Source organism: Aliishimia ponticola, assembly GCF_004803475.1.
GTDB classification, from domain to species: domain Bacteria; phylum Pseudomonadota; class Alphaproteobacteria; order Rhodobacterales; family Rhodobacteraceae; genus Aliishimia; species Aliishimia ponticola.
Genome location: NZ_SRKY01000006.1, coordinates 62,313 through 81,496, shown reverse-complemented (window position 1 = coordinate 81,496; position 19,184 = coordinate 62,313). Strand labels below are relative to the sequence as shown.

Below are 19,184 nucleotides of genomic sequence, written 5' to 3'. Positions count from 1 at the left end.
CTTGAGAAGTACGGCGCGGCACGGCGAGGCTTCGACGGTCAACACTCTTGAGGATGATATGATCAACCGCGCTCTAGCCCTTTCTGCCGTCGCCCTGTCCTTCACCGGACAGACTAGTTTCGCTCAGGATCTGACCCCTGTGACCTTCGGCACCAATTGGGTTGCCCAAGCGGAGCATGGCGGTTTCTACCAGTCGGTCGCGGATGGCACCTATGCCGCCTGTGGTCTGGATGTCAGCATCCTGCCCGGTGGCCCGCAGGTGAACAATCAGGCGATGATGCTGGCAGGCCGGATCGACTTTTACATGGGCGGGCATCTTGATGCCTATTTCGCGGTGCAGGAAGGTCTGCCGATCGTCAATGTGATGGCGTCGTTCCAGAAAGACCCGCAGGTGCTGATGACCCATCCGGGCAAAGTGTCCAGCTTTGACCAGATGACGGACCTGACGATGATCGTGCAGGACGCGGTCGCCTATTACGAATGGATGAAGGCGGCCTATGGCTTCAACGACGCGCAGCGCCAGCCCTATACGTTCAATTCCGCCCCGTTCCTTGTGAACAAGGACAGCGCGCAGCAGGGCTATCTGTCGTCCGAACCCTACGCGATTGAAAAGGAAACAGGCTGGGCCCCCGATGTCTGGCTGATCGCGGATGCTGGGTATTCCGGCTATTCCACGACGATCCAGACCAAGCTGGATGTTGTCGAACAGCAGCCCGAGGTCGTGAAATGCTTTGTCGAAGGGTCCATCCTTGGCTGGTACAACTACATCTACGGCGACAATTCGGCGGCCAATGACTTGATCCTTGCCGATAACCCGGACATGACGCAGGACAAGATCGACTTTGCGATCAAGGCGATGCTGGAACACGGGATCGTTGACAGTGGCGACACGCTGGAACTGGGCATCGGTGCGATGACGGAAGAGCGGTCCAAGCAATTCTATGACACGATGGTCGAGGCGGGCGTTCTGCCCGAGGGCGTGGACTACGCCAAGGCCTATGACCTGACCTTTATCAACAAGGGACTCGGTATGGACCTGCGGCCAGAGTAAACTGGTGACAATGTCCGAAGCAGACCCGATGACAGCGCCCCTGTCCGAGCGCGCGCCAATCCTGCACATGCGCGAGGTCGACAAGACCTTCGGCGGTCAGGTTGCTGCGCTGCGCCGTATGTCCCTGACGGTCCGGGAGGGGGATTTCATCTCTTTGCTCGGGCCATCCGGGTGCGGCAAATCCACGGCCCTGCGGCTGATCGCAGGGCTGATGCCGCCGACATTGGGCAAGATCGAATGGGTCGGCGGTCAAGGCGCTGGCGACCTTGGCGTCGTGTTTCAGGAACCCACGCTGATGCCGTGGGCCACGGTGGCGCAGAATGTCTGGTTGCCCTTCCGGCTGCGCGGACAGTCCTTCAAATCCGTAAAGGACAAGGTGTTCGAGGCGCTGGCCCTTGTCGGGCTGGAGAAGTTCCACGACAGCTACCCGCGCGAGTTGTCCGGCGGCATGAAAATGCGGGTTTCCATCGCGCGGGCGCTGGTCACACGGCCCCGGTTGATCCTGATGGATGAACCGTTCGCGGCACTGGACGAGATTACGCGCCAGAAATTGAACGACGATCTTCTGGCGCTGCGGGCCAAGACCGGCGCAACGGTGATCTTCGTCACCCACTCGGTCTTTGAAAGCGTCTTCCTGTCTGACCGGATACTGGTCATGGCAGCGCGGCCCGGCAGGGTCATCAAGGAAATCACGGTGGACGAGCCCTATCCGCGCGGATTGGAATGGCGGATCGCCCCCCAGTATGGCGAGATCGCCCGCGAGGCATCCGATGCGCTTCATGGCACATTGCACGCGGGCCAACCGGAGATGGCAGAATGATGGCCGTAGATCCAGCAGACAGCGCCGCCACCCCGCAGACCCCGATGTGCGAGGGCCGCGGGACTGGCCCGCTTTTCGACGCCGATGAAGAGCGCCGCGCCCGCCGCAAGCGGATCGAGGAAGTGGCCAAGTACATCGTGCCGCTTGCCATTCTGGCGTTGGCGATCTGGTACTGGGACCGCCTTGTTGTCTGGAATGACATCGAACCCTACATCCTGCCGCGCCCCGGTCTGGTGCTGTCGACGTTGATCAAGGATTGGGGCACTCTGTCGCAATCGCTGCTCATCACGTTGCAGATCACGGGCATGGCCCTTGCGGTTGCGGTAATCGGCGGGGTGGGGTTGGCGGTTCTATTCTCGCTTTCGCGCTTTGCGGAAATGTCGTTTTCGCCCTTTGCCGTCATCCTGCAAGTGACACCGATCGTGTCGATCGCACCGCTGATCTTCATCTATATCGAAAGCCGGATGATCGGGCTGTTGCTATGCGCATGGATCGTGGCGTTCTTCCCGATCCTCGCCAATACCACGCTGGGTCTGAAATCCGCCGATCACAACCTTCAGGATCTGATGACGATCTACAAGGCGAACCGCTGGCAACGCCTGCGCTATCTGCAACTGCCATCCGCGCTGCCCTATTTCCTTGGGGGTCTCAAGATCGCGGGGGGGCTTGCGCTGATCGGGGCAGTTGTGGCTGAATATGTGGCGGGCACTGGGGGCATCGGAACTGGGCTTGCATTCCGTATCCTCGAGGCGGGGTATCGTCTGCAGATACCACGCATGTTCGCCGCGCTGATCCTGATCGCGGTGACGGGCGTGGTGATTTACGCGACGACATCGCTGATCTCGCACCTTGCCCTACGCAAGTGGCATGAATCTGCGTTGAAACGGGAATAAGTTCATGGATTTTAAGGCTCTGCCCGATGCCGGCGTCATCCGGTTCAAAGACGTGTCTGCTCCTTCCTGCCTTGTGGGCGCAACGGGCAGCTTGACGCGCATGGATTTGACCGTGTCAGAGGGCCGTATCGCGGGCAATGATCTGGCCGCCGATCACACGATGGATATGGGCGGCGCGATGGTTTTCCCCGCCTTCGTGGATATGCACACCCATCTGGACAAGGCGCAGATCGGGGGGCGCACGCCGAACCCCGACGGCACCTTTGATGGCGCGATCAATGCGGTCGGTGCCGACAAGGTCGGGCGCTGGGACAGGGACGATCTGAAACCAAGGATGAGCTTTGCTCTTCGCTCGGCCTATGCCCATGGAACGCGGGCGATCCGCACCCATCTGGACTATTTTGGCGGCACCGAAGACGTCGGCCGTTCCTGGCCGGTTTTCGCGGAATTGCGCGACGAATGGGCGGGGCGGATCACGCTTCAGGCGGCGGCGCTGACCGGATCGGATCTGGCACAAGATCAGGCGGCGCTGGATGAATGTGCCGATCTGGTCGCCCGCCATAACGGGATACTTGGGTCTTGCACCTATCCTGGTCCCGATCAGGCGAAGGAAATCGCCGCCTATTTCGCTGCCGCCGAGGCGCGCGGGTTGGACCTGGATTTCCACGTGGACGAAACGATGGACCCCAGCGTGAACACGCTCAAGGACATCGCGCAGTCAGCCATCGCCACCGGCTTTTCCGGCAAGGTCACGGTCGGGCATCTATGCTCGCTTTCCGTGATGGAAGACGCGGACGCACAGGCGACGCTGGATCTGGTTGCGAAAGCGGGGCTGAAAGTGGTGAGCCTGCCGATGTGCAACCTGTACCTACAGGACCGCCACGGCGCACGTACCCCGCGTGGCCGGGGGATCACGCTGGTGCACGAGATGAAGGCGCGGGGGATTTCGGTCTCTTTCTCCTCCGACAACACGCGCGATCCGTTCTATGCCTATGGCGATATGGACATGATCGAGGTGATGCGCGAAGCGACCCGCATCGGCCATCTGGACCACTCGGACCCGGATTGGACCCACGCCTTCCTGACCAACCCTGCCGAGGCCTGCGGGTTCGACGCGCCCAGCCTTGCACCCGGCGCCCCGGCCGATCTGGTGATCTGCAATGCCCGCAACTGGACAGAGCTTTTCGCCCGCCCGCAATCGGACCGCATCGTCCTGCGCGGGGGCAGCCCCATTGACCGGACCCTTCCGGCCTATTCCGAACTCGATTACCTGATGGAGCCAGCATGAGCATTCAGGCCGCGATTGATACCCTCACCGCGAAGGGGATCGACATTGATACCAATCCGCCCAGCGTCAAATCGAAAAGCCGCGACTTTTTCTGGTATTCGCCGGTTCTCAAGGATCGGCTGGACCATGTGGTTGCCGATTTCGTCGCCACCCCCAAGTCAGAGGCAGAGGTGATCGACATCCTGCGCATCTGCCATGCCGAAGACGTGCCCGTGACGACGCGCGGGGCAGGGACGGGCAATTACGGGCAGGCCATGCCGCTGGCGGGCGGCTGCATCCTGCATCTGGGGAAGATGACAGCGGTCAAGGACATCGCACCGGGCCGGGTGATCTGCGAGCCGGGTATTCTTCTGAAAGACCTCGACGCGGCGTGCAAGGCCGATAGTGGGCAAGAGCTGCGCATGTTCTCGTCCACTTGGGCGACGGCGACGATTGGCGGCTTTATCGCGGGCGGCTCCGGTGGTGTCGGGTCTGTGCGCTGGGGCGGGCTGCGCGACGTGGGCAATATCCTGCGCCTGCGCGTTGTCACGATGGAAGCCGAACCGCGCGTGATGGAGATCACCGGCGATGATATTCACCGTGTGGCCCATGCCTATGGCACCAACGGCATCATCACCGAAATCGAAATGCCGCTGGCCCCGGCCTATGACTGGGTGGGGATCTTCCTGTCTTTCAAGGATTTCGAAGAAGCGCTGCGCTACAGCTATGATCTGGCGGCCTGCGACGGGCTGCTGATCAAGCTGGCGACGATCTTCGAGGCGCCCATCGCCAAGGACTATTTCCAAAGGGTCGCGCCCCATGTGGCCGAGGATGACGCGGTGGTTGCGCTGATGGTCGCGCCCCACGCCATGCCGGGGTGGGAAACCTTCACCGCCGCCTATTCCGGGGCCAAGACGATCTATGTTCAGGGCCAGACCGACTGGCCGCGCCAGCCGGGCCATGTCTTTGAATACGGCTGGAACCATACCACGCTACGCGCGCTCAAAGTCGATCCGTCGATCACCTACCTGCAAATTGCTTACGGCGCGGATGATCCCATCGCCCTGATCGGCAAGGTGAAGGAACGGCTCTCGCCCGAGGTGCTTCAGCATGTGGAAGTCACCCGGTCGGGCGGGCGCGTCACCATGTCGGGACTGACCCTGGTCAAGTTCACATCCGAAGAACGGCTGGACGAGATCATCGCCATGCACGAGGAGATGGGCGCGATCAACTTCAACCCTCATCGCTATACGCTGGAAGAGGGCGGTCGGCAGACCGTCGATGACCGGCAATTGGCCTTCAAGCGGGAGGCCGACCCGAAAGGCCTGCTCAACCCCGGCAAGATGATTACCTGGGACGATCCGGATTGGTCCTATGACAGCATGTATGCATGGCCCGGTCTGCAACCCAAGACGGCGGCGGAATAAATGCCGCGCGCGCTTGTTCTCTTTGCCCATCCGGTGCCGGAAAGCCTGAACGCCGAAGCGTACCGGGTCGCGGTCACAACGCTGGTCGAAGCGGGCTGGGAGGTCGATGATTGCGACCTTTATGCCGAGGGGTTCAACCCGGTGCTGAGCGAGGAAGAACGCCGCAACTACCACAATACCGCGATCAACACCGCGCCGGTTCAGGCCTATGTTGACCGGTTGCGGGCGGCGGACGCCTTGGTGCTGTGCTTTCCGGTCTGGAATTTCGGCTATCCGGCTATTCTCAAGGGATTTTTCGACCGTGTGATGTTGCCCGGTGTCAGCTTTGCCCTGAAGGATGGCAAGCTGTCGCCCTGTCTGGACAACATCCGCAAGATGGCTGCGATCACGACCTATGGCGCAACGCCGATGATGGCGTTCCTTGCCGGGAACCCGCCGCGCAAGATTTTCCAGCGCGCGGTGCGGGGCACATTCCGCCCCGAAAAGGCCCGCTATATCGCCCAATACGACATGAACAATATCACGCCCAAGGGCTGCTCTGCCTTTCTGGACCGGGTTCGCCGCGAAATGGAGACGTTCTGACATGCGCGCGCTCGTCATCTATTGCCACCCAAGCGAAGGGTCATTCACATCTGCAGTGCGTGACACGGTTCTGGCCCGACTGGCCGCCGCCGGGGCCGAGGTCCGATTGCGCGATCTTTACGCCGAAGGGTTTCAGCCGGTGCTGACCACGGGCGAGTGGACCGGCTATCTCGACTATCCTGCCAATCGCAGCCCGGTAGAGGATCACTGCGCGGATATCGAATGGTGCGACACGCTGATCTTCGTCTATCCGACATGGTGGTACGGGCTTCCCGCGATGCTGAAAGGCTGGCTTGACCGGGTGTTGCTGCCCGAGGTCGCCTTTGTCATGCCCAAAGCGCCCGGAGAAACCATTCGGCCCGGCCTGCACCATATTCAGCGAATGGGCGTGTTCACCACCTGCGGCGCAAGCTTCTGGCTGACGCGGTTCATCGGCGCACCCGGTCGGCGCACGCTGATGCGGGGGGTGGGGTTGTTGATGCCGCGCCGCAGCCGCAAGGTGTTTGCAGCGCATTACCTGATGGACAGCGCGCCGCGTCCCAAGCTGGAGGCGCATTTGCGCAAGGTCGCGGCGCGGGTGGACCGCCTGACCGGGCTGAAGGAAACCCCCACGATTGACGGAGCGAAAACCGCATGAGCCGGTATTGGATCGACTACCCCGCCACTGATCTGAAGATCGACCCGGCGCGGACCATCGCCATTCTTCCCACCGCAGCCGTGGAACAGCATGGCCCGCACCTGCCGGTGGGCGTGGATACGATGATCAATGAGGGCCTGTGCAACCTGCTGGCCGAACGCTGCCCGGAGACGCTCGATATCCGGTTGCTGCCAGTGCAGGCGGTCGGCAAGTCGAACGAACACCTGTGGGCGCCCGGCACGCTGACGCTGACGGCGGAAACCGCGCTGCGGGCCTGGACAGAGATCGGCCTGTCGCTGGCGCGGGCCGGAGTGCGCAAAATGCTGATCGTCAATTCGCATGGCGGCAATATGGACATCAATTCCATCCTGTCGCGTGAATTGCGCGTGCGCGCGGGGATGTATTGCGTGCGTATGGGCTGGGGCGCGGGTGGAGTGCCGGACGGGATATTCGGACCGCAAGAAATGGCGCAGGGCATTCACGGCGGCGACAACGAAACCTCGCTGATGCTGCATTTCCGGCCTGACACCGTGGATATGCGCAAGGCCAAGGATTTCCGCTGGACCCACCAGCAAGGAGAGATCCCGCCCGTCGGCACCATCGCCCATGGCTGGATCGCGTCAGATGTGAATGAGGACGGCGTCGCCGGCGAGGCGCATCTGGCCACCGCCGAAAAAGGCCGCGCGACCGCTGAACATTACGTCGCCCATGCCATCGAAGTGCTGGAAAAGATCGCGGCGCAGGATATCAGCCGCTTTGCCCCGGTCACGGACCCGTTCCCGGCCCGCTGATCCCGGCTGATACTGGGGGCGCTTGGTGCGAGTCAGCTTGTGCCTTGCTGACGTTCGATCCATGCGCGCAGCTGCTCCGCCTCTTCGCGGGCATCGCGCAGACCATCCATCGCGGCACGCAATTCGGCCTCGGTCTGCGACAACTGATTGGTCAATTCCGCTTCGCGCTGCTGCAAGTAGGTGATCGCCTGATCGCGCGTTTCCTCGGCCTCGTGCAACTCCTGGCTCATCCGCTCAAGCTCGTTGATGTCGGCGGCGGCCACACGAGAGAACCGATGGATCAACCAATTGGCGAACCAGCCAAGGCAGAAGGCGACGAACAGGATGATGGCCGTCGCGATGACGAATTCAGTTCTACTCATCCCCTGCGTCCTCTGACTCCGATGCGGGTTCCTCTGGCGCGTCCTCATTAGACTGTTCTGCCAGACTGTCGAGAGCCGATTGCGGCTCTGGCGTCATAGGTTCGGGCCGGATCAGGCGGAATTCGATGCGGCGATTCGCCTCGCGGCCCGCTTCGGTGCCGTTATCCTCCACGGGCTGAGTCTCGCCATAGCCTTTCGCCCGGAAGCTGGAGGTCAGCACCCGGCGTGCACGCAATTCGTCAAGCACGGTCTGCGCGCGTTCCTGGCTGAGCGACAGGTTCATCGATTCGCGCCCCTGGCTGTCCGTATGGCCCTGAATTTCCAGCTTGATACTGCCGCATTCCTTCAGGATTTCCGCAATATCGTCCAGCGTTCCCATGGCGGCGGCGTCCACATTGGCAGAGCCGGGTTCGAAGTTGATCTTGGACACGGCGACGATGCCGGCGATCTCGGCCTCGCATTCCTCCGGGGTGGGGATGCCAGAGGCCGGGTCCAGTTTTTCCTGATAGGTCACGCTGATATCGAAATGCTGCGCCTCGCCCAGCTTGTCCGCCAGAAGTTGCGCAATGCGGGCATTGGCCTCTTTTTCGCCGGTGTTGCCGGTCACAGTGACCTCATCCGGGGTCACGACAACCGCGCCATTGGACAGGTTCCCCAAAGCTTCCAGCCCGGTCAGCACGCGCGTGGACCAGCCATCGGGCAGCGAATCGTCAATCCGCGCGGCGGTATAGACGGCGGCGGACCCGAACAACGACTGGGCATAAGACGTGGCAAGTTCGCGCGTGACCTCGTCCTGAATGCGGCCACGCAGTTGCACCTGCCCCTCGGGGCTGAGCGTCGCAGTGAATTCCGGCGGGCCTTGCGGTTGCTCGGATTTGGGCTGCGGCAGCACGGCAGTCAGCGCAAAGACGTCGGGCAGGGTGTTTTCCAATTCGCCCACGATCCGGTCGAACGTGTTCTGCGGCGTGCCTTCGGGCGCGATCAGCGACACATCCGCGTCGGAAAAGGTGACAGAACCACCTTCAAGTTCCGCGATGGCCGCAATGGCCAGCGACGCCGCCTCGGACCAGCGCGGGGTCGGCACGCCCATGCCGATGGTGCAATCGGGTTGTCCGGTCAGCCCTGCCTTGAAAGCCGCGTTGACGATGCGGGTGCGGGCCTCTTCATCATCGGCAGAGCAGGCGTCGAACCGGATGCCATCCGCGTCGCGCACGAAGCGCAGCGTAAAGGGGGTCAGCACCGGGCGCGGGGCCGTGATGTTCAACGCCAGATACAGGTTGGAGGGGGCCGCCCGGTTCAGGTCACGTTCCAGCGCGGCTTTGTCATCCTCGCTTTCAGCCATGGCGGTGATATCGACGCGGCCCGATTGCACGGACACCTTGGCCCGCGGCAGCTTGTCCAGCGCCCGCAGCGCAAAGCCCAGCGATTCGTCCCATTCATCCGGTGTGGGGTAGTCCGCGCTTTCAAGGAAATCGGCAAAGGCGGTGCCATCGGCCAGCCGTTCGAACCGATCGGTCAGCGCCTCGCGGTCAGCGGCGGCCGGGATCAGCCCGATCACGGAGATCCCCGCATCGTTGCGCAGGATTTCGATGGAGAAACGCGGCGGCGCAAGCTCTGCTTCGGCCTCAACCTGCATCGCGTCGATGACCCGCGCCGCATCGACAATGGACCCGGCGGCGGCCAGTGCCTGAAACCGATCGGATTCGGTGGGGGCGGTCCCGGTCAGCGTGACCTGCAACCCATCGGCAGAAACTTCGGCCCAGACCAGTTCACGGTCGTCGAGCACTTGGCGCACCCCGATTTCGGAGCGGTCTTCGATCAGTCCGACAGAGGCGTTCGCAGCCATCAGCGCAACAATGGCTGCGGCCACGAATGTCAAAGCGACATGGAGAAAAGTCGACAGGCGCATTCAAAGGTCCGGTGCCGTTTCAGTTTGCGCAGGGATACGCCGCCGCGCGCGGGGTTGCAATCAATCCCGGTGGTCGCATCGGTTGGAACCCGCCGATTTTGCCGGGAAAACTTTCGATCACTTCCCCGTTATAAAAAGAGCGCGGCAATGAAGAACAGCAGGGGCAACAGCCCGGTATCGCGGTTTGCGCGGAAGAGTTGAATCAACTTGGCGCTGTCATGGATATCCAGCCCGCGCAGCTGCCACGCCATGTGCCAGCCCATCGCCCAAGGCCCCGCCAGCGCGACGACCATGGCAAGGATCGATGCCTCGTCCAGCAGCGCAAAGATCACCGCAAGGCCCATCAGGCCGACCGTTCCCATCAGGAAGCGCCGCAGCCACGGTCCGGTTTTCTCCCCGAAAAGACGCGCGGTCGATTTGATCCCGATCAGCGCGTCATCTTCGGTGTCCTGATGCGCATAGATCGTGTCATAGAACAGCGTCCATGCGATCCCTGCCATGTAAAGAACGACGGCGGGCGCTTCGATCCGTCCGGTATGGGCGGTCCATGCCAACAGCGCGCCCCAGTTGAACGCAAGCCCCAGAAAGACCTGCGGCCACCACGTAAAGCGCTTGGCAAAGGGATAGATCAGCACCGGCACCAGCGACAGCACCCCCAGCCCGATTGCCTGAATGTTGAAGGTCAGCAGGATGCAGAACGCAATCAGTGCCTGCAGACCCATCCACGCCACCGCTTGCCGCACCGTGACCTGCCCGGACGGGATGGGCCGCGAGCGTGTCCGCTCCACCGCGCCATCGAAATCGCGGTCGGTGATGTCATTCCACGTGCAGCCCGCCCCACGCATCAGCCACGCCCCGGCGGCGCAGCCAAGGGCGATCCACGCATCTTCCCAGCGGGGGCTTTGGTCATGCAGCATCGCCAGCGCCAGTCCCCACCAGCAGGGAATCAGCAAAAGCCACGTGCCGATGGGCCGGTCCGCACGGCTTAGCCGCAGATAGGGCCGGGTCCATTCCGGGGCGCGCGTATCCACCCAATTTCCCGCGACCGCATCGGAAACCTGACCATCCGCGTTCGGGTCCTCTGGCGTTGCCTCGTTCTCTTGCATTAAAGCTGGCCCCATGAGTGAGAAAATCCGCCTGTATGTAGACGCCGATCTGGACGCGGGGCAAGCCGTCGCCCTGTCGCGGGATCAAGCGCATTACCTCTTTGGTGTGATGCGCCTGCAAACGGGCGCGGCGATTTCGCTGTTCAACGGGCGTGATGGTGAATGGCGCGCCGTGGTGGCAGAGGCGGGCAAGCGTGGCGGCGTTGTCCTGTGCGAGGCGCAGACAGCACCGCTGAGGATGCCGCCCGATCTGTGGCTGCTCTTTGCGCCGATCAAGAAGGCCCGTACCGATTTCATCGTCGAGAAAGCGGCAGAGATGGGCGCGGCGCGGATCGTGCCGGTGCTGACCGATTTCACCAATGCCGAACGGGTGCGGCGCGACCGGCTGCAAGCCCATGCCGTCGAAGCGGCAGAACAATGTGGCGGCACCTTTGTGCCGGAAGTGGCCGACGCGGTGAAGCTATCCGCCCTGATGGATCGGTGGGACAGCGCGCGGCATATTCTGTTCTGCGATGAGGCCAAGGTCGGCGAAGCCTCTGGCCTGCATGCGGCGACGCCGGGGCCATGGGCCATTCTGATCGGGCCAGAGGGCGGATTTTCCGAGGCAGAGCGCGCGCGGCTCACAGGCTTGGATCACGCGCATGCCATCAGCCTTGGCCCTCGCATCCTGCGCGCGGATACGGCGGCGGTCGCGGCAATGACGCTGTGGCAGCAGGCACTTGGGGATTGGACGTGATACGCGCAGCGACAGCGCAGGACGCACCCGCGATCGAGCGTTTCTTGGCGCGCCATGCCGAAACCTCCATGTTTTTGCGCAGCAATCTGGCCAGCCATGGGATCGGCTCTGACCACCCGCATGGGACGGATTTCTTTCTATGGCACAAGGGCGCGGCGCTTGGCGCGGTGTTCGGGGCGACGCGGGGTGGATTTCTGCTGTGCCAGATGCCGCAGGCAGATGCAGAGGCGGCCCACAGTTTTCTCCACACTGTTCAAAACCGCGCGGTGCAGGGGCTGACCGGCGAGGCGGCGCAGGTGCGCGTGCTTCAGGATGCTTTGAGTTTTCCACAGGCAGCGTGGCGACGACAGGAAGACGAGCCGTTATTTTCGCTTGAGTTGAAGGATTTGCCCGCAAGTGCTGATGTGAACAAGCTGCGGCTTGCCGGGTTGGAAGACCGGATCATGCTGGCAGACTGGTTCCGCGATTACCAATTGGACACAGGGTTATCCACAGCCGGGCCCGACCTTGATGCGCAGTCGCAGGCGCGCGCAGAGGCGACAATCCACAGGTCGGATTTGCGGTTGCTGATCGAAGACGGGGTGCCGGCGGCGATGGTCGATTTCAACGCGGTGATGCCGGGCTTGGTGCAGGTGGGGGGCGTTTTCGTGCCCCGCGCGCAGCGCAACCGCGGTCTTGGGCGGCGCGTCGTCGCCGCGCGGCTGACACAGGCATACCGGGATGGGCAGGCGCGCCGGGCAATCCTGTTTGCCGCGTCGCCTGCCGCCGCGCGCGCCTATGCGGGGCTGGGGTTCCGGCAGATCGGACACTATCGGACCGCGCTTCTCAAAGCGCCAAGGAGGGTGCAGTGACGGGATTCATTCGACCGGAATTGCGCGCGCAGTTCTGGCGCTGGCGCGAGACGATCTGCGGTGCGGCGCTGGCGCTGATTGGCTTATGGGCCGGGATCGGTCCGGGGGGGCTGGTCGGCGCGCTTGGCTGGTTCTTGGCGGCTGTGGGCGCCGGGCTGGCGATTACCGGCATTCAGCGTGGCCGGTTCCGGGGCAGGGCGTCGGACGGGCCGGGTACGGTGGATGTGGATGAGGGGCAGATCGTCTATTTCGGTCCGCTGACCGGCGGCGCAATGGCGCTCGGCGATCTGGCGGAACTGGCGATTCTGCGTACTGGCGTCACCGCGCATTGGCGGCTGAAATCGTCCACCGAAAGCCTGTTCATCCCGCTGAATGCCGATGGCAGCGACGCGCTTTTTGATGCCTTTACCACCCTGCCGGGGCTCAAGGTCGAACGCATGCTCCGTGTGCTTGGCGAAACGACCGCACACGACACCGTGATCTGGACACGGGGACCTGTGCGCGTGCCCACGGACAGGCTGCATTGACACGCCTTTGAATTCCTTGCAGTCACGAACACGAAGCGCAGGCGAGAGGACACCCCAATGTCGATACCCCAGTCCGGCGGCGGGCCGATCGAACGTCACGAACAACTGGCGGAATATCTCGCCTCTGGCTGCAAGCCGAAGTCCGAATGGCGCATCGGGACCGAACATGAAAAGTTCGGATACTGCAAAGATACGCTCAAACCTCTGCCCTTCGCGGGCGCGCGTTCGATCCTGACCGTTCTGGAAGGGCTGCGCGACGGCCACGGCTGGGAGCCGGTGACCGAAGGCGACAACCTGATCGGGCTGACCAAGGACGGGGCCAATATCAGCCTTGAGCCGGGCGGCCAGCTTGAACTGTCCGGCGCGCCGCTGGAAACCATTCATCAGACCTGCGACGAGGTGAACGACCACCTGCGCGACGTGAAGGACATTGCCGACAAGGTTGGCGTGGGCTTCATCGGGCTGGGCGCGGCACCGATCTGGACCCATGAGGAAATGCCGCTGATGCCCAAGGGCCGGTACAAGCTGATGGATGCCTATATGGATACCGTCGGCACCACCGGGAAGATCATGATGCGGCGCACCTGTACGGTGCAGGTGAACCTCGATTTCTCGTCCGAGGCGGACATGGTGCAGAAGCTGCGCGTGGCGTTGTCGCTGCAACCGGTGGCCAATGCGCTTTTCGGGAACTCTCCGTTCTTCGAGGGCAAGCCGAATGGCGTCAAAAGTCTGCGCGGCTGGGTCTGGGACCGGATCGACGATGCCCGCACGGGGATGCTGCCCTTCGTGTTCGAAGAAGGCTTCGGGTTCGAATCCTGGGTCGAATACGCGCTGAACGTGCCGATGTATTTCGTCTATCGCGACGGCAAATATGTCGACGCGCTGGGCATGTCCTTCCGCGATTTCCTGGAAGGCAAGTTGCCCGCGCTGCCGGGAGAGACTCCGACGCTCAGCGATTGGGCCGATCATCTGACCACGGTGTTCCCCGAGGCGCGGATCAAGAAATACATGGAAATGCGTGGCGCCGATGGTGGCCCGTGGCGGCGTCTGTGCGCGCTGCCCGCTTTCTGGGTCGGTCTGATGTATGAACAAGGCCCGCTGGATGCGGCGTGGGATCTGGTCAAGGACTGGGACGACGAGATGCGTCAGGCAATGCGTGTCGCGGCCTATACCGAGGGGCTGGCGGCCGAGGTGAACGGGGTCAAGATGCTGGACCTCGCCCGTGAGGCGGTCGCGCTGTCCGAAGCAGGCTTGAAAGCGCGGGCGCGCCCCGGCTCGGGCGGTCTTGTCCCGGACGAGACCCATTTCCTGAATGCGCTGAAGGAAAGCGTGGAAAGCGGCAAAGCCCCTGCAGATGAGCTTTTGGATCACTATCACGGCGATTGGGGCGGGGATTTGACCCGCATCTTCCCGGAATATTCCTACTGATCGCCATCATCGGAGAGCCTGCCGGCGCTGCGCTCTCCGCTTCCAATTCCTCGGCGATTTCGCGGCGTGATCGCAGATGTGCCGCGATAAGACGCCGCCAGTCAATCGGGAGCCGTTGATGAGAGCGGACGCCAACCTCATCAAATATCGAAACGTGACGACGCCGCGTCTCCGGATATTTGTTGCATTGGTCGTGATCCCGTTCGCCGTCATTTTGGCGATGGTCTTGATTTCCGGATTTGGGCTGTTCGGAAGTGACGCTTTCGATCTGGTCGTTCCCATATTGCAGGGCGATTACACCCGCTTTGGCGACTTCATCGGCTATCTGGTTCTGTTGCTGCTTTGTGTCGGACTACCTTGCGCGTTTATCTATGTTTCAATCAAAAAGGGCATTCTTGCCCCGGACGTGGTTGTAACATTTGACCCAAGTCGACGGATTGTGGCGATCCATTGCGATCGACCGTGGCGCGGCGCACGCCTCTCCGAGTATTCGTTTGGGGATGTCGAGGCCATTGAACTGACCAAGAGTGCGCTGACAGTGAGCGAACAAAATGAAATTTCGCTTCATATGCGCGGGGCGAAACGGCCACTGGTCTTGGCGGCCATCTTTGACGCGCAAGCGGCCGCACAGGAGTTCCGCAAGCTGAAGGAGCTGGGCTTGCCAACTCGGTCGTAAAGGGCGTCGTGCTTGAGGAAAGGTAACCTGTGCCCCTCGACGAGATAGCTAAGAGCCTCTTGTCGATCTGACGCGGGATTTCAGGCCTTTTGCATGTGCAACGGCTTTGCCGGGCACCGCAGTATCGACCGAAAGGCCGGGGCAGTATTGCCCCAGCTTGTCGCGTAACCGGCGCGGTTTACAGCAGGATCACGTCACCGGAGGCCAGCTCGGCAAGGGTGATCCCCTCAAGGAAGGCCACCGTGCCATCGCCGAAATCAATGCGCAGCCCGGAAGATTTTTCTGAGGTGAGCGGCAGGACATCGGTGTCGAAATCCGTGAAGCCGAAATCGCTCAGGTCGATCCGGTCGATGCCGACCTCGAAATCCTTGACCCGGTCAAAGCCACCGCCAGCCTCGAACACGAAGGTGTCACGCGCGCCGTCCAGATTGCCGGAACCGAACCCGCCCACCAGCGTGTCGTCGCCCAGCCCGCCGGTCAGCGTGTCAGACCCGCCTTCGCCCAGAACATAGTCATCGCCGTCGCCGCCTTGCAGGTCGTCGCCGCCGCCGCCGCCGCGCAGATCGTCCGCGCCTGCGCCGCCCAGAAGGGTGTCGCTGTCCCGGTTGCCGCGCAGCAGGTCCGCGCCGTCGCCACCTTCGATGTAATCATTGCCCGACCCGCCATAGGCGATGTCATTGCCAGAGCCGCCGTACATCTCGTCATTTCCGGCCAGACCGTAGAGCACATCGTTGTTTTGACCGCCATCCAGCCAATCGTCCTGCGATGCGCCATACAGGGTGTCGTCGCCGGTATTGCCGTAGAATTCCGCGCGGGTCAGGTTCTTGGCCTTGAGGAAATCGTCGCCCTTGTTGCCATAGAAGGTCGCCCAATCGCCCTCTTCGGTACTGGTTGCCACCAGCCGGTCATCGCCGTCGCCGCCCTGGATCTGGTCGCGTCCGGCCCCGGAATAGACCGTGTCATTCCCCTCGCCGAGGCTGAGGTCTTCGTCACTGTCGATCTTCAGGAAGTTCAGGTTGTCGTCTTCGGTAAGCGTGGCTTCGAACAGCGACGCGAGGCTGACGGAGAACACGCCGGTCGAACTGTCGGTCATCTTGTTGAACCCGGTGAAGTCATTCACGATCGCGTCGTAATCGTCCAGCGAGGTCGGGAAGTCCGGCACGTTCGCGCCGTCCGAAGACAATTGGAAGAAATACTCGTACCCTGCATCCACATCCACGATCACCATGTAATCGGCGCTGGAGCTTCCGAATTCGAGGTTGAAGACCGTGATTTCCGTAAAGGTCACGGAGGACCCGAAATCGACGATATCGCCCTCTGGCTCGCGGAGTTCGACACGTGGGTCGAATTCGTCACTGGGGAAAAGGTACTGAAAATCGAAGGTACCATCTTCCGAGAAGATAGAGATCGTGTCAGTCCCAATCAGGCGCAGCGTATCGCCACGCGCAAACTGAGCGACCTGCACATAGGCTGTCGTCATTGGCGTCCCACCTGTATTTCTGCCTCATGGTGCCGGCTGTGTGGCCGGTCTGTTCTCACCCGCTTTTTGGGTAGTTGAGGGAATATTTACCGTCAAGGTAGGGGCCAGAAGACAGGCGGAAACCTGTGTCCTGGCCGTTACGAATCAGGCTTTTTCGGTGGGTTCCTGCCGATTCCGCTGCGTGACCGCCCCCAGAGTCGCCACCGCATGAGAGAATCCCAGCCCAAGGCACAAGGCGGCAAGGCCAAGGCAGAAAGCCAGCGCGATGGTGTGAGTCTCTGGCACGATCAGCATCAGTGCGCCGATCAGCAGAACGCCGCCTGTCCCGGTCGCGGCAAAGCCGGTGGCGATACTGAACGCGCTGATCCGCGCGGCGGATGCTTGTTCGGGACACTCCGCGCTTAGCGTGCCCACATGCAGGATCGCGAAGCTCAACGCGGCGGTCATGCTTAGCGCGAGGGGGATATAGACGAGGATTGCAATGATCATGACATTACTCCTTCTTGATCACGAAACATATTGAGGCGCCGGAAAGCGCTGCGCTCGAAGGCGCGGTAAAGGACGGCAAAGGCCCAGCCCCAAAGCGGGGCGATCGCCGCGCCGAATATCAGGAAGAAATGCGCCAAATCGGTAGCGGGCCCGTCAGTGAACTCCATCCAGACCCATGCGCATCCGCAAATGCTGATCTGTATTGCAAAGGCGAGTGCCGCGCAGGTCAGGCTGTTTGGCCCAAAGCGGGGCAATGCCCATAGGAGTGCAGGGGTGCCCGCCGCCAGATAGAGCGGCCCGCCATAAATGACGGCAAAGACGGGAATGAAAAGCGCCCAGAAGCACAAAGCAGCGACCAGGATTGGTGCCCCGAACAGGGCCAGAAAGAAGGCCATTGGGTCGACGATATAGCGGCGGCGTCCATTTGCGCGTGGCAGGATATCGGGCATGATCAGACACTCCTCAACGGACGAAGATCCAGCCGATCCAGAAGCGTTTGGTAGTGCCGCTCCGGTTCGGCCACATAGGTGGTTGGCATCCGGCCATAGCGCGCGATATCGGCCTCGACCCGCGACCAGCCGCGTTTCTGTGCCAGTTGAAACGCGCGCAGCCCTTTGTCGATCCGTTCGGATTTGCTGGCGAACTGACGAAAGAGCAGCGGCGCGCGCATATAGCTGAACCAGACCGGCGGGCGCATTGCCACTGTCCGCATCAATGGCCAATCCAGCGCGGCCTCGGCAGCCAGAATTGACGGATGCACGACATTGTCCTGTTCCCAGCGGAAGAAGGCGGTGAACAGCGCCTCTGTCCCGGCGGGGGACAATGCCGCGCCGCGCCGCCTTGCGTCATGGCAGGCTGTCAGCGCGTCGATCAACGCGGGATCGAGTCCGGCCTGCCGCGCCGCGTCGGGGCCAAGTCGCCCGGTAATGTGGTAGGCCGCATAGGTTTCAACGCAGACCTGGCGGTTGATCTCTTTGAAGGCGGTGGCGAAATCCGCGAGCCGAGCCAGCCGTTCGGCCCCATCCCGATGCGCCTTCGCGACCGCGCGCCCAATTGCAAGACCGCGCTGAAAGTGACCCGCGCCCCAAAGCGCCCCATGCGCCGCCAACAATGGAAAGACATGCCGCCCACCGGACTCGCGATACAGACGCAGGTAGACAGAGGCGCGTTGTTCAAGGTCTTGCGGACGACCGGCCAGCATTTCAGCCTCGGCCCGGATACGGCGAATATCGCTTGTAATGGTCCCTTTCATTGCTCTGCCCTCCACAAGCGGGCAGCGCGCAAGATACGCAGGATCACATCGGTCGGACGCGGGCGGCGTGCGCGCGTGTTGTCGCCGTGACGTGGCGCTAGGGGGTGTCGATAGGTTTGGTGCAACATGGCAGGTACCTTTCATTCTGAACTTTTGAGATCATCGGAAATATTTGAGATTTCTGTATAGACAGAAATTTCAGGGCAAAATTTTTTGACTTAAGATCCTTTATCGGTTTGCTTGCTCTTTTTGTTGCCCTTGGGCAGGAACTTCACGATGCGGCTGCCGAGTTTCAGCATGGCAACGTGGACGCTTCGGTTCAGGTTCGCCATATCGGTGTACCAATTGTCGAACATCTGCATGGTGGACAGGGTGTCATCGATCCGTTTGCGCACGTTTTCCGGGGTGCCATCTGTCGCGGCCTCTGCCTGAACAGCGTTGAGCGCTTCGATGGTCGGGGCGAACTCACGCTCACGCCGGCCTTCGATGACGATTGTCACCAGGTCGAACATATCCCGGACAGACGTGAAGTGGTCCCGGCGGTCACCAAGCTGTCGACGCGACTGGACGATTTTCCAGCCCTGCAATTCCTTCAGGGCGGTAGACACGTTGGACCGGGCCAGGTTCAGCGTTTCCGAAATCTCTTCCGCCGTCATCGGGTCGGGTGCGATATGCAGCAGCGCATGGATCTGCGCGACGGACCGGTTCACGCCCCATTTCGCGCCCATATCTCCCCAGTGAAGGATAAATCGTTGCATGGCGGGTGTGAGGTTCATGGCGTGTCCTGTAATTTCTGTATTGAGAGAAATAACAGAAACAACTGTTTTGTCAATCCGTCATCAAGCGCAGTCATCCGGGAGCGGCGACAACAGGATGTAGCAAGCAGGGGGGGCAGCGCGC

General features: G+C 61.9%; 21 protein-coding genes. 13 read left to right on the top strand and 8 right to left on the bottom strand.

Annotated elements, in window-relative coordinates:
- The first annotated feature begins 58 nt into the window (after positions 1–58).
- The 8 genes from E4Z66_RS18485 to E4Z66_RS18450 are packed head-to-tail and all read left to right on the top strand — an operon-like array spanning position 59 to position 7,468.
- Complete coding sequence (locus tag E4Z66_RS18485) at positions 59–1,051, top strand: ABC transporter substrate-binding protein (RefSeq protein ID WP_136464565.1); 993 nt, start codon at positions 59–61, stop codon at positions 1,049–1,051.
- Between the two features lie 10 nt (positions 1,052–1,061).
- A complete protein-coding gene (locus E4Z66_RS18480) occupies positions 1,062–1,871 on the top strand; it encodes an ABC transporter ATP-binding protein (RefSeq protein WP_246036087.1) in 810 nt (269 codons plus the stop codon).
- On the top strand, positions 1,868–2,764 hold the full coding sequence (locus tag E4Z66_RS18475) for an ABC transporter permease (protein ID WP_342773467.1): 897 nt from the start codon (positions 1,868–1,870) through the stop codon (positions 2,762–2,764). Before E4Z66_RS18480 ends, E4Z66_RS18475 begins: the two co-directional genes overlap by 4 nt.
- Before the next feature lie 4 nt (positions 2,765–2,768).
- Positions 2,769–4,052, top strand: a complete 1,284-nt coding sequence (locus tag E4Z66_RS18470; protein ID WP_136464564.1) for a cytosine deaminase — start codon at positions 2,769–2,771, stop codon at positions 4,050–4,052.
- Complete coding sequence (locus E4Z66_RS18465) at positions 4,049–5,458, top strand: FAD-binding oxidoreductase (protein WP_136464563.1); 1,410 nt, start codon at positions 4,049–4,051, stop codon at positions 5,456–5,458. The genes E4Z66_RS18470 and E4Z66_RS18465 overlap by 4 nt, the downstream gene beginning before the upstream one ends.
- Entirely contained in the window at positions 5,459–6,040 is a 582-nt protein-coding gene (locus E4Z66_RS18460; protein ID WP_136464562.1) for an NAD(P)H-dependent oxidoreductase, read from the top strand.
- 1 nt (position 6,041) lies between these two features.
- On the top strand, positions 6,042–6,677 hold the full coding sequence (locus E4Z66_RS18455) for an NAD(P)H-dependent oxidoreductase (RefSeq protein ID WP_136464561.1): 636 nt from the start codon (positions 6,042–6,044) through the stop codon (positions 6,675–6,677).
- Entirely contained in the window at positions 6,674–7,468 is a 795-nt protein-coding gene (locus tag E4Z66_RS18450) for a creatininase family protein (RefSeq protein WP_136464560.1), read from the top strand. Before E4Z66_RS18455 ends, E4Z66_RS18450 begins: the two co-directional genes overlap by 4 nt.
- Before the next feature lie 32 nt (positions 7,469–7,500).
- Here the strand turns inward: E4Z66_RS18450 and E4Z66_RS18445 are convergent, their stop codons facing one another.
- The 3 genes from E4Z66_RS18445 to ubiA all read right to left on the bottom strand — a co-directional run bounded on the left by E4Z66_RS18445 (position 7,501) and on the right by ubiA (position 10,845).
- Positions 7,501–7,830, bottom strand: coding sequence for a hypothetical protein (locus E4Z66_RS18445; RefSeq protein ID WP_136464559.1), 330 nt, complete (start codon positions 7,828–7,830; stop codon positions 7,501–7,503).
- Positions 7,823–9,739 carry an OmpA family protein gene (locus E4Z66_RS18440; RefSeq protein ID WP_136464558.1) on the bottom strand — a complete coding sequence of 639 codons (1,917 nt, stop codon included), beginning with the start codon at positions 9,737–9,739 and terminating at the stop codon, positions 7,823–7,825. Before E4Z66_RS18440 ends, E4Z66_RS18445 begins: the two co-directional genes overlap by 8 nt.
- A gap of 128 nt (positions 9,740–9,867) precedes the next feature.
- Positions 9,868–10,845 (bottom strand): 4-hydroxybenzoate octaprenyltransferase, encoded by a 978-nt coding sequence (ubiA, locus tag E4Z66_RS18435; RefSeq protein WP_136464557.1) that lies wholly within the window; start codon positions 10,843–10,845, stop codon positions 9,868–9,870.
- Between the two features lie 13 nt (positions 10,846–10,858).
- Here ubiA and E4Z66_RS18430 point away from each other — a divergent pair, with 13 nt between their 5' ends.
- The 5 genes from E4Z66_RS18430 (at position 10,859) to E4Z66_RS18410 (ending at position 15,063) form a co-directional block, all read left to right on the top strand.
- Positions 10,859–11,581, top strand: coding sequence for a 16S rRNA (uracil(1498)-N(3))-methyltransferase (locus E4Z66_RS18430; RefSeq protein WP_136464556.1), 723 nt, complete (start codon positions 10,859–10,861; stop codon positions 11,579–11,581).
- Complete coding sequence (locus E4Z66_RS18425; RefSeq protein WP_136464555.1) at positions 11,578–12,432, top strand: GNAT family N-acetyltransferase; 855 nt, start codon at positions 11,578–11,580, stop codon at positions 12,430–12,432. Before E4Z66_RS18430 ends, E4Z66_RS18425 begins: the two co-directional genes overlap by 4 nt.
- Positions 12,429–12,959 carry a hypothetical protein gene (locus tag E4Z66_RS18420; protein WP_136464554.1) on the top strand — a complete coding sequence of 177 codons (531 nt, stop codon included), beginning with the start codon at positions 12,429–12,431 and terminating at the stop codon, positions 12,957–12,959. Before E4Z66_RS18425 ends, E4Z66_RS18420 begins: the two co-directional genes overlap by 4 nt.
- 57 nt (positions 12,960–13,016) lie before the next feature.
- Positions 13,017–14,387 carry a glutamate--cysteine ligase gene (locus tag E4Z66_RS18415; RefSeq protein ID WP_136464553.1) on the top strand — a complete coding sequence of 457 codons (1,371 nt, stop codon included), beginning with the start codon at positions 13,017–13,019 and terminating at the stop codon, positions 14,385–14,387.
- Positions 14,388–14,505: 118 nt separating this feature from the next.
- Positions 14,506–15,063, top strand: coding sequence for a hypothetical protein (locus tag E4Z66_RS18410; protein WP_168797832.1), 558 nt, complete (start codon positions 14,506–14,508; stop codon positions 15,061–15,063).
- Between the two features lie 178 nt (positions 15,064–15,241).
- On the opposite strand, the gene E4Z66_RS18405 is transcribed toward E4Z66_RS18410, so the two are convergent.
- The 5 genes from E4Z66_RS18405 to E4Z66_RS18385 form a co-directional block, all read right to left on the bottom strand.
- On the bottom strand, positions 15,242–16,543 hold the full coding sequence (locus E4Z66_RS18405; protein ID WP_136464551.1) for a calcium-binding protein: 1,302 nt from the start codon (positions 16,541–16,543) through the stop codon (positions 15,242–15,244).
- Positions 16,544–16,687: 144 nt separating this feature from the next.
- Positions 16,688–17,032 carry a hypothetical protein gene (locus tag E4Z66_RS18400; protein WP_136464550.1) on the bottom strand — a complete coding sequence of 115 codons (345 nt, stop codon included), beginning with the start codon at positions 17,030–17,032 and terminating at the stop codon, positions 16,688–16,690.
- Entirely contained in the window at positions 17,029–17,481 is a 453-nt protein-coding gene (locus tag E4Z66_RS18395; RefSeq protein WP_136464549.1) for a hypothetical protein, read from the bottom strand. The genes E4Z66_RS18400 and E4Z66_RS18395 overlap by 4 nt, the downstream gene beginning before the upstream one ends.
- Before the next feature lie 2 nt (positions 17,482–17,483).
- Positions 17,484–18,284 (bottom strand): hypothetical protein, encoded by an 801-nt coding sequence (locus E4Z66_RS18390; protein WP_136464548.1) that lies wholly within the window; start codon positions 18,282–18,284, stop codon positions 17,484–17,486.
- A 218-nt stretch (positions 18,285–18,502) separates the two neighbouring features.
- Positions 18,503–19,060 carry a GbsR/MarR family transcriptional regulator gene (locus E4Z66_RS18385; protein ID WP_246036086.1) on the bottom strand — a complete coding sequence of 186 codons (558 nt, stop codon included), beginning with the start codon at positions 19,058–19,060 and terminating at the stop codon, positions 18,503–18,505.
- Between the last annotated feature and the right edge of the window lie 124 nt (positions 19,061–19,184).

Coding starts and splice junctions, on each gene's coding strand:
- E4Z66_RS18460 (WP_136464562.1), top strand. CDS start 5,459: ATGCCGCGCGCGCTTGTTCTCTTTGCCCATCCGGTGCCGGAAAGCCTG.
- E4Z66_RS18405 (WP_136464551.1), bottom strand. CDS start 16,543: ATGACGACAGCCTATGTGCAGGTCGCTCAGTTTGCGCGTGGCGATACG.
- E4Z66_RS18440 (WP_136464558.1), bottom strand. CDS start 9,739: ATGCGCCTGTCGACTTTTCTCCATGTCGCTTTGACATTCGTGGCCGCA.
- E4Z66_RS18400 (WP_136464550.1), bottom strand. CDS start 17,032: ATGATCATTGCAATCCTCGTCTATATCCCCCTCGCGCTAAGCATGACC.
- E4Z66_RS18390 (WP_136464548.1), bottom strand. CDS start 18,284: ATGAAAGGGACCATTACAAGCGATATTCGCCGTATCCGGGCCGAGGCT.
- E4Z66_RS18455 (WP_136464561.1), top strand. CDS start 6,042: ATGCGCGCGCTCGTCATCTATTGCCACCCAAGCGAAGGGTCATTCACA.
- E4Z66_RS18475 (WP_342773467.1), top strand. CDS start 1,868: ATGATGGCCGTAGATCCAGCAGACAGCGCCGCCACCCCGCAGACCCCG.
- E4Z66_RS18485 (WP_136464565.1), top strand. CDS start 59: ATGATCAACCGCGCTCTAGCCCTTTCTGCCGTCGCCCTGTCCTTCACC.
- E4Z66_RS18410 (WP_168797832.1), top strand. CDS start 14,506: ATGAGAGCGGACGCCAACCTCATCAAATATCGAAACGTGACGACGCCG.
- E4Z66_RS18470 (WP_136464564.1), top strand. CDS start 2,769: ATGGATTTTAAGGCTCTGCCCGATGCCGGCGTCATCCGGTTCAAAGAC.
- E4Z66_RS18385 (WP_246036086.1), bottom strand. CDS start 19,060: ATGAACCTCACACCCGCCATGCAACGATTTATCCTTCACTGGGGAGAT.
- E4Z66_RS18465 (WP_136464563.1), top strand. CDS start 4,049: ATGAGCATTCAGGCCGCGATTGATACCCTCACCGCGAAGGGGATCGAC.
- E4Z66_RS18395 (WP_136464549.1), bottom strand. CDS start 17,481: ATGCCCGATATCCTGCCACGCGCAAATGGACGCCGCCGCTATATCGTC.
- E4Z66_RS18445 (WP_136464559.1), bottom strand. CDS start 7,830: ATGAGTAGAACTGAATTCGTCATCGCGACGGCCATCATCCTGTTCGTC.
- E4Z66_RS18430 (WP_136464556.1), top strand. CDS start 10,859: ATGAGTGAGAAAATCCGCCTGTATGTAGACGCCGATCTGGACGCGGGG.
- E4Z66_RS18480 (WP_246036087.1), top strand. CDS start 1,062: ATGTCCGAAGCAGACCCGATGACAGCGCCCCTGTCCGAGCGCGCGCCA.
- E4Z66_RS18415 (WP_136464553.1), top strand. CDS start 13,017: ATGTCGATACCCCAGTCCGGCGGCGGGCCGATCGAACGTCACGAACAA.
- ubiA (WP_136464557.1), bottom strand. CDS start 10,845: ATGCAAGAGAACGAGGCAACGCCAGAGGACCCGAACGCGGATGGTCAG.
- E4Z66_RS18450 (WP_136464560.1), top strand. CDS start 6,674: ATGAGCCGGTATTGGATCGACTACCCCGCCACTGATCTGAAGATCGAC.